Here is an 8,180-nt window from a genome sequence, read left to right as displayed (position 1 = left end):
GTGCTGGGCAATGTCAAACGTGCCATCAGCGGCACCTACCATGCGGTGCGCCAAGCCAAATATGCGCGGCGCTACTTGGCCGAAGCGGCCTATCGATTCAACCGTCGATTCGATCTGGAGCAGATGCTGCCGCGACTGGCGACGGCGCTGATGCGCTGTAAAGCTTGCCCAGAGCGCGTTTTTTGCGTACGGCAAGCAACTTTCATGGCTGAGGGATAGGGCTAATCAGGAATGCGAGTTCACCCTGTGTAGTACTCCAGAGCACTCGGTCCACCGCCGTGTGCGCGCTTCAACGCTCTTCCGGATTCCGTTCCACATCGATACGACCCTTAGCATCCAGGCGGCAGCCTTGCCGCAGAGCAAGCCAGGCAGTCGATCCAACGAACATGTCGCACACCTCGACGCCTTTACGGTGCCTGGTCCCGGTTCCAGGTCCCGAAAAAGAAGGCCGCGCATCAGCGTGACCTCCACATCGCGGCCCTCTCGTGACCGATCAGGGCAGGCCAGCTAGCCAGTCGTCGTCGGAGCCTTCGTTGATATCGGCAAAGAGCGGGGTGGAGAAGTAGCGTTCGCCGGTGTCTGGCAGCATCGCCAGGATGACGGCACCGGGCTTGGCACCTTCGGCCACGCGCAGCGCGGTGGCGACGGTGGCACCACCGGAGATGCCGGTGAAAATGCCTTCTTCGGTGGCCAGGCGCCGCGCGACGGTGATGGCGTCGGTGTCTTCCACGCTCAGGACCTCATGGGCGACCTCGCGGTTGAGCACCTCGGGCACGAAGTCCGGGGTCCAGCCCTGGATCTTGTGCGGCTTCCAGTCCTGGCCTTGCAGCAGGGCGGCGCCAGCCGGCTCGGAGGCGGTGATGCGCACTTCCGGGCGGGCCACGCGCAGGACCTCGCCCACGCCGGTGAGGGTACCGCCGGTGCCCCAGCCGGTGACGAAATGGTCCAGCCGTTGGCCGGCGAAATCGCGCAGGATTTCGGCAGCGGTGGTGTTGCGGTGGTAGGCCGGGTTGGCCGGATTGGCGAACTGGCTGGCCAGGAACCAACCGTGCTGCTCGGCCAGTTCCTTCGCTTTACGCACCATGCCGCTGCCGCGCTCGGCAGCCGGGGTCAGGATGACCTTGGCGCCATAGGCACGCATCAGCTTGCGGCGTTCGATGGAGAAGGTTTCCACCATGGTGGCGACGAACTTGTAGCCGCGCGCTGCGGCCACCATCGCCAGTGCCACGCCGGTGTTGCCGGAGGTGGCTTCGACGATGGTGTCGCCGGGCTTGAGCAGGCCGCGTTGTTCGGCGTCCAGGATGATCGCCAGCGCCAGCCGGTCCTTGACCGAGCCGCCGGGATTGAACGATTCGACCTTGACGTACAAGGTCACGTTGTCCGGGGCGAGGCGTTGAAGCTTGACCACCGGGGTGCGGCCGATGGTGTCGAGAATGTTGTCGTACAGGGCCATGGGGTCTCCGTCGGAATCAGGCTGCGTGGGCCAGTGTGGGCGTGTGGGGCGTTGCGCCGGGTGAGTGCGGCGGCGAGGCGCTCAGCGGCGCGCTGCCGAACCACTGCAGCGTTTGCGCCAGCGCCGCCACCTCGCCCAGGATCAGCAGCGCCGGTGCGGCCACGGCGTGCTGCCGGGCGCTGGTAGCCAGGCTGGCGAGCGTGCCGGTGATCACGCGTTGCTGCGGGCGCGAGCCGTTTTCGACAAGCGCAAACGGGGTGGAGGCTGCGCGCCCGGCCTGTAGCAGCCGCTGCTGGATGGCGTCCAGGCCGGCCACGCCCATGTAGAAGGCCAGCGTCTGCCGCTCCTGGCCGAGCGCCTGCCAGTCCAGTGTGTCCAGCGAATCCTTGCAGTGCGCGGTAATCAGGCGCAGCGATTGCGCGTGGTCGCGGTGGGTGAGCGGGATGCCTGCATACGCGGCGCAGGCGATGGCGGCGGTGATGCCGGGAATCACCTGGAAGCCGATGCCGTGCGCGCGCAGGAATTCCAGCTCTTCGCCGCCGCGGCCGAATACGAACGGGTCACCGCCCTTCAGCCGCACCACCCGGCGCCCGGCGCGGGCGTGTTCCAGCATCAGGGCGTGGACCTGTTCCTGCCGGGTGCTATGGCCGTGCGCCGACTTGCCCACCTCGATCAGCCATGCGCCGTGCCGCGCCAGGCGCAGGATCTGCGGGCTGACCAGGCGATCATGCAACACCACCTCGGCCTGGCGCAGTGCGCGTAGCGCGTGCCGGGTGAGCAGGCCCGGATCGCCGGGGCCGGCGCCGACCAGACTCACGCTGCCAGGGGCCAGCATGCCAACTGCGCCACGCGGTGTGGGCGCGCGCGCAGGAACCGTTGCGGACGCCGCAGGCGCGGCGTTGTGGGTCAGCAAGCGGTGGGCGCTCGCCGCATCACGCAGGGCGTCGTTGAGGGCTGCCGATTCGCTGGCGGCGATGGTGAGCCACAGCGGTTGGTCAGGCTGCGCCAGCCACGATGGGTCGAACCGCCCCGCCAACCAGCGCAGCTGCCCTGCCTGCGCCCAGTGCCGCAACTGCGCAGTGAGCTCGGGCGCACCCACCAGCGGCAGCGCACCGGCCTGCAGCAACTGGCCAGTGAGGCGTTCGGCATCGGCACCGCCGCCGACCACCAGGACGGCACGGCCACGCAGGTCGGCAAGCAGCGGGAACGCAGGAGTCACGGTTCGGCAGCGTCAAAGAGGGAGCGCAAGACCGTAACGCCGCCTTATAGCCGTCGGAAATGACTTCATCCATCCCAAAAATAGCGTTCGGTTATAAGCTGGCCGCAGAACTCCTCTACAGTCGAAGCCCTTGTAGCGCCTCGCGCTTTTTTGGATATAAGCCATGACGCTGACCCAACTTCGCTATCTGGTGGCCATTGCCGATGCCGAGCTGAACATCACCCTGGCTGCCGCGCGCGTGCACGCGACCCAGCCCGGCCTGTCCAAGCAGCTCAAGCAGTTGGAGGACGAGCTGGGCTTTCTGCTGTTCGTGCGCAAGGGACGTAGCCTGGATGCAGTGACGCCGGCCGGCGTGGAAGTGATCGAGCGCGCGCGCGCGGTATTGTCGGAGGCCAACAATATCCGGACCTATGCGGCCAACCAGCGCCGCGAAAGCCAGGGCCAGCTGACCCTGACCACCACCCACACCCAGGCGCGCTTCGTGCTGCCGCCGGCGGTGGAGCAGATCAAGAATGCCTACCCGCAGGTGAGCGTGCATCTGCAGCAGGCCGCCGAAAGTGCGGCCCTGGATCTGCTGAGCCAGGGCGATGCGGATATTGCGGTGGTCAGTACCGCCGGTGGCGAGCCGAGCGCCGGCATCGCAGTGCCGCTGTACCGGTGGCGGCGGCTGGTGGTGGTGCCGCGGGGGCATGCATTGGATCACCCGCGCACGGCGCCGGACATGCAGGCGCTGGCCGAGCATCCGCTGATCAGCTACGAATCGTCCAGTCGGCCGGGCTCCTCGCTGCAGCGCGCGTTTGCGCAGGTGGGCCTGGAGCCGAGCATCGCGCTGACTGCGCTGGATGCCGACCTGATCAAGACCTATGTGCGCGCAGGGCTTGGCGTGGGATTGGTTGCGGAAATGGCGGTCAACGCCTTCGACGAGGATCTGCGCGCCTGGCCGGCGCCCGCGCCGATTGCCGAGTGCATCGCCTGGGCGGTGCTGCCGCGCGACCGCGTGCTGCGCGACTACGCCCTGGATCTGGTGCATGTGCTCGCGCCGCAAATCGACAAGCGCGATCTGCGCCGGGTGCTGGACGGCAATCAGGCGCCGAACTGGCCATTGCCGCCGACCTGGGAATCGCTGACCCAGACCATCACCAGCTGAGCGGCACGATGACCGAGCCCCTGCGTCCTCCACTGAGCAGACTGTGGTCGTCCGAGCCGGACGGCGGCATGTCGCTGCAACTGTCGGCCAGTATCGAGGGCCGCGAGCATGAGGTGCTGACGGTGCTGGCCGACCCGCGCGACGAAGCGTTATGGGTGGCGGTGCAGGCGGGCAGCATGCGCGTGCAGATTCCGCTGGAAGTGCTGCGCAAGGCGCTGGACGTTGCGGCCGAGGATGTGCATTCGGCGAAGTGGTTCGCGCGCCAGGATGCGGATGCGTCCGACGTCTGAGGCCGGGATATAGCGTTAGCACACTGTCGCGAGCAGTCGTCAGGCGGCGGGGACGGCGCATGCGAGCCGGAGTGGACGTGCGCGCATGTTCGTTCCAAACATTGGCTGCCCGGCCGTGTCATCGGTGCGTTCGCGATGACCTCGGTGCTGCGTTGCAGCGCAGTTGACGCAGAAAAATGTCAGCAAGATCAAGGTGATGCGCGCGTGCCCGGCTACGCATCACCGTGGGCTGTGGGTGATTTTCCCTACCCGTGTCAGGGCGACGCAGTCGGCGTCGACCGGGCATATCAAGTTGCGCGCTGCGTTGTCGAAAACCCTTATAGCAACCATGACACGACACTCTCGGACGTCTAGGGGTGGACGGCGCAGAGCTGGCGATGCAGGGGATTGCATTGCCGGTGTGTTTCGCGGTGTCGTGGACCGGTTGCTAGCGCTGTCGCATCACTGTTGCACGAGGCTGTGCACCGAGCGGCTGGCGCATCCGGGTCCCTGGGGAGAGGCCCGGCATGCTTGGCGGCGGACCCGGGTCGGGAGCCTGGGTCCGCCTTTTTTTGTGTTTCGCAGTAACACATCGGTTGAAGATGCGACAGCGCCGAGACGTGCCGTCTGGGCTGCAGGCGGTGCGCGATCAGCGCCGGTGCCGGATTCGTCCATCTGCGGCGAGTTGCCGGGTCTCAGCGGTCGCCGCTGAGGCGTGCGTTCGCGTGGTGTCGAGTGCCGGTAGCTGCAACGTCGGCTCGGCGGAATGCGCGCGCGCGTTTTGGTCTGTCCACAAGGGTGCCCCAACCGGTCAGACCCAGGCGTTCGCCGCGCAGTGCCCGAACACGTTGCGAGCCACAAACCCTCAAGCCAATGGAATCCGCACCGAAAAACAGCTGCCGCCTTGCGGTCGCGCACGCACCTCCACTTCGCAGCCCAATGTCTCGGCTGTGCGATGCACGATCCACAGGCCGATGCCCAAACCGTCGCTGCGGGGATCGGCCTGGCGGAACGCCTGGAAGATCTGCTCGGGTTGGTCCATGTTCAAGCCGATGCCGCTGTCGATGATGTCCACTTCCGCAAAACCGGGGCGGCGGCGGGTGCCGACCAGCACGCGGCCGCGTTCGGTGTACTTGACGGCATTGCCGACCAGGTTGCCGATCAAGGTGGTCAGCAGTGTGGGGTGGCTGCGCACGCGTAGCGAGGTGTGCACATAGCGAAGGGCCAGGTACTTGTCGATGGCCGGTTGACGCCACACGCCGAGGACCGAATGCAGCACGTCTTCCAGCTGCAGCGGCTGCAGGTCCGGCATGGCCGCTTCGCTTGCGGCGGCCAGCGTGGCCAGCTCGTCCAGGCTGCGGCCGACCAGGCTGATCGCATCGCGTGCGGTCACCAAGGTCGGGATGGAATCGACGTTGGCGTGCCGGCGCATCTTGTCGATGGCGTAGGCGGCAGTGCGCAGCGGAGTCTTCAGATCATGCCCGGCGATGGCCATCAGGCGGCTGCGGTAGCGATCCGATTCCTCGGCGATCGCCAATGCCCGGCGCAATTCCAGCTGCGCCATGGTCTGGCGTGCCAGTGCGCGCAGGGCTTCCACCTGCTCGTCGGTGAGCTGGCGCGGTTTCCGGTCCAGGACGCAGACCGTGCCAAGTGGCAAGCCGTCGGGCGTTTTCAGCAAGGCGCCTGCGTAGAAATAGAGTGGTGCTTCGCCGGTGACCAGTGGGTTGCGCGCAAAGCGGATGTCTTCGCGCGTGTCGGGCACCACCAGCACATCGTTGTCGAGCAGCGCATACGCGCACATCGACTTGAACAGCGGGGTCTCGCGCTCGCCCATCCCGAGCTCGCTCTTGAACCACTGGCGGTCCGCATCGACCAGGCTGATCAGCGCGATCGGCGTCTGGCAAATGATCGAGGCGAGCCGGGTGATGTCTTCGAAGGCCGCTTCGCGCGTGGTGTCGAGAATGCCGTAGCTGCGCAGCGCCTGGAGACGCAGTGCCTCGCTGGGGGGCTTGGGTGCGCAGGGCAGCGGTTCGGCCGCTCGATCGGACAGGACGGTACTCATGCGCGCAGCTACAGGGTGGAATTGGCAAGCATAGAGCATGCCAAGGCCCGTCATGTGTCTGCGGTCACGAAGGAGGAACGAAAGTGTGACTGTCGCCCAGGACAGCGGCTCGCGGGCGATGTCGGTGTGCTGCAGGGCTTGGGCTTGGGCTGCGGCGGCAGGCCCATCCGATTGTGGCGTGCCGGCCCCGGCGCATGTCTGCGCGCTGGTTGTCCGGGTGTGACCGGTCCAGCCAGGTGCGACATCCGGTCGCGCATCGGCCGCGATCATCGCCCCGGCTTGCGTGGCGGCTTACACTTCGACGCATGCTGCGTTTGTCCCGTCGCCACCGGTTGTTGCCCCTGCTTGCCTGTCTGGCGGTGGCGCTGATGCTGGTCGCTCCGCTGATCAGCCGCTGGAGCCAGGCGCAGCTGATCGAGCCGATATGCATGGGGGCTCCGGCACTGTCTGCAGCGCGCGCGCTGCATGCCGGTCATCGAACCCCGCCGCCCGGTATGGCTGCCGACGCGCACTCCGGCGCCGTATCGAAGACACAGCACGCCGGCACCCACCACGCAGCGACGCACGGCGAAGCCTGCGATTACTGCGTCTTGGCCGTACGGCTGCTGCCATTGCTCATCGTGACGTTGCTGTGCCTGTTGCAGCTGCGGCCGATGCCGGCTCCGGCACTCCCCCAGGCAAGCGCACGCTCGGTCTTTCGATGGGCCGCACTCGGCGCACGTGGGCCACCGCTTGCCGCATAAGGTGGCCCCGGTGCGGGCGTCCATGCAGCATGCCTCGTGCGCGCCTGAGGTTTTCGGCGTCGCTGCCGGGCATAGCGGGCGACCCGCTTCTTACTTCTCGAGTAATGCCGATGCGCGCCGCGATGGTGGCAGCGCACGGCTGTGTGGCCGTGCAGTCACGGCGAAGGGTTGGTCATGCGTTTGCGGTTGTTGAAAACGATGTGGTATGCGCCGTCGTTGGCGCTGGTGTGGGGGCCTGCGTGCGATGTGCAGGCGCAAGACGCGGCACTGACGCTGGGCCAGGTGCAGGTGAGCGAACACGCGCAGCGCAGCCCGAGCACGGCGCGCGTGCTGAGCTCGGTGGATGTGATCGGCGGCGAACTGCTGCACGATCAGCATGTGGACTACAGCTGGGAACTGCTGATGCGCGCGCCCGGGGTGCAGCTCACCCAGTTCCGCATGGGCACCGATGCGGGACGTTTTTCGTTCCGTGGATTCAATGGCGAGGGGCGCATCAATGCGGTCAAACTGCTGATCGACGGCATCCCCAGCAACGACAATGCCGGCGCCATGCCGTATCTGGATGCAGTGTTTCCGCAGGACATCAGCGCCATCGAGATCGTGCGCGGCACCAACGACGCGCGCTATGGCTTGAATGCCATCGCCGGCAGCGTGGACGTGCTCACCCGTACCGGCGGCAACGACGGCCGCTTGAGCGTAACGGGCGGCAGCTTCGATGCGCGCGAGGTGCAATTGGGCAAAGGTTTCGAACACGGCCCCTGGAGCCAGAACTATGTGCTGGCCTGGCGCGACTCGGACGGCTATCGCGATCATGCCGACGCGCGCAAACGCAGCGTGGCGGGCAAGTGGTTCTACACCGACCCGGACGGTGCATTCCGCGCAGGGCTCACCACGCGCTACTACGACAACCATGCGCTGGAAGCCGGCTACCTGGATGCCGCCACCGCGCGTGCGGCGCCGCGCAGCTCGCCGGACTATGCGCAGAACGACCGAAGCGAGCGTCGCCTGCGCCAGACCGCGTTGCATGCGGACGGTGCGCTCGGCGAGCAGGCGCAATGGAGCGCCAAGGCCTACCAGAACGACTACCGCAATCAACGTTGGGTGCGGTTTTCTGCGGCCGGGCTGCAGCAGGAACGCGATACCGACGAAACCCATCGCGGGCTGCTGCTGCGTAGCAACTGGCAGCCGGACTGGGGCGCGCTGCAGGCCAACCTGGAAGCGGGGGTGGATGCGCAGTGGCAGGAAAATCAGTCGCAGCGGTATCGCACTTTAGGGCAACGCTGATCA

Annotated in this window: 6 protein-coding genes, 1 other RNA gene and 2 pseudogenes; 5 read left to right on the top strand and 4 right to left on the bottom strand. The window is 66.7% G+C overall.

Features of this window, described 5'->3' with window-relative positions; all coding sequences use genetic code 11:
- A pseudogene (locus tag XAXN_RS13125) lies at window positions 1-212 on the top strand (transposase); the annotation flags it as partial.
- 281 nt (window positions 213-493) lie between these two features.
- Here the strand turns inward: XAXN_RS13125 and cysK are convergent.
- Together cysK and cobA are read right to left on the bottom strand one after the other, a co-directional pair.
- On the bottom strand, window positions 494-1,453 hold the full coding sequence (gene cysK, locus XAXN_RS13120) for a cysteine synthase A (protein ID WP_054319859.1): 960 nt from the start codon (window positions 1,451-1,453) through the stop codon (window positions 494-496).
- A gap of 16 nt (window positions 1,454-1,469) precedes the next feature.
- Window positions 1,470-2,672: a uroporphyrinogen-III C-methyltransferase gene (gene cobA / locus XAXN_RS13115; protein ID WP_134980397.1), complete on the bottom strand. Its 1,203-nt coding sequence runs from the start codon at window positions 2,670-2,672 to the stop codon at window positions 1,470-1,472.
- Window positions 2,673-2,835: 163 nt separating this feature from the next.
- Between cobA and XAXN_RS13110 the strand changes: the two genes are divergently transcribed.
- Both XAXN_RS13110 and XAXN_RS13105 read left to right on the top strand, forming a co-directional pair.
- The gene (locus tag XAXN_RS13110; protein ID WP_054319858.1) at window positions 2,836-3,819 is read left to right on the top strand and encodes a LysR family transcriptional regulator; all 984 of its coding nucleotides are present in this window, start codon (window positions 2,836-2,838) and stop codon (window positions 3,817-3,819) included.
- 8 nt (window positions 3,820-3,827) lie between these two features.
- Window positions 3,828-4,109, top strand: coding sequence for a hypothetical protein (locus XAXN_RS13105; RefSeq protein ID WP_054319857.1), 282 nt, complete (start codon window positions 3,828-3,830; stop codon window positions 4,107-4,109).
- A gap of 13 nt (window positions 4,110-4,122) precedes the next feature.
- Here the strand turns inward: XAXN_RS13105 and XAXN_RS21505 are convergent.
- Window positions 4,123-4,196, bottom strand: a non-coding RNA gene (locus XAXN_RS21505) — sX9 sRNA.
- A gap of 757 nt (window positions 4,197-4,953) precedes the next feature.
- On the bottom strand, window positions 4,954-6,150 hold the full coding sequence (locus XAXN_RS13100) for a sensor histidine kinase (RefSeq protein WP_054319856.1): 1,197 nt from the start codon (window positions 6,148-6,150) through the stop codon (window positions 4,954-4,956).
- Between the two features lie 305 nt (window positions 6,151-6,455).
- Between XAXN_RS13100 and XAXN_RS13095 the strand changes: the two genes are divergently transcribed.
- The gene (locus tag XAXN_RS13095; RefSeq protein WP_054319855.1) at window positions 6,456-6,893 is read left to right on the top strand and encodes a DUF2946 family protein; all 438 of its coding nucleotides are present in this window, start codon (window positions 6,456-6,458) and stop codon (window positions 6,891-6,893) included.
- Between the two features lie 198 nt (window positions 6,894-7,091).
- Window positions 7,092-8,171, top strand: a pseudogene (locus XAXN_RS13090) (TonB-dependent receptor); the annotation flags it as partial.
- Window positions 8,172-8,180 lie beyond the last annotated feature (9 nt).

The sequence above is a fragment of the Xanthomonas axonopodis genome (assembly GCF_001304695.1).
GTDB lineage: Bacteria > Pseudomonadota > Gammaproteobacteria > Xanthomonadales > Xanthomonadaceae > Xanthomonas > Xanthomonas axonopodis.
The sequence above is the reverse complement of the archived record's forward strand: the minus strand, read 5'-3'. Positions and strand labels throughout refer to the sequence as shown.

Bases quoted from the DNA above. Each gene is read 5' to 3' on its own strand.
- cysK (WP_054319859.1), bottom strand. From the start codon at position 1,453: ATGGCCCTGTACGACAACATTCTCGACACCATCGGCCGCACCCCGGTG.
- XAXN_RS13110 (WP_054319858.1), top strand. From the start codon at position 2,836: ATGACGCTGACCCAACTTCGCTATCTGGTGGCCATTGCCGATGCCGAG.
- XAXN_RS13105 (WP_054319857.1), top strand. From the start codon at position 3,828: ATGACCGAGCCCCTGCGTCCTCCACTGAGCAGACTGTGGTCGTCCGAG.
- XAXN_RS13100 (WP_054319856.1), bottom strand. From the start codon at position 6,150: ATGAGTACCGTCCTGTCCGATCGAGCGGCCGAACCGCTGCCCTGCGCA.
- XAXN_RS13095 (WP_054319855.1), top strand. From the start codon at position 6,456: ATGCTGCGTTTGTCCCGTCGCCACCGGTTGTTGCCCCTGCTTGCCTGT.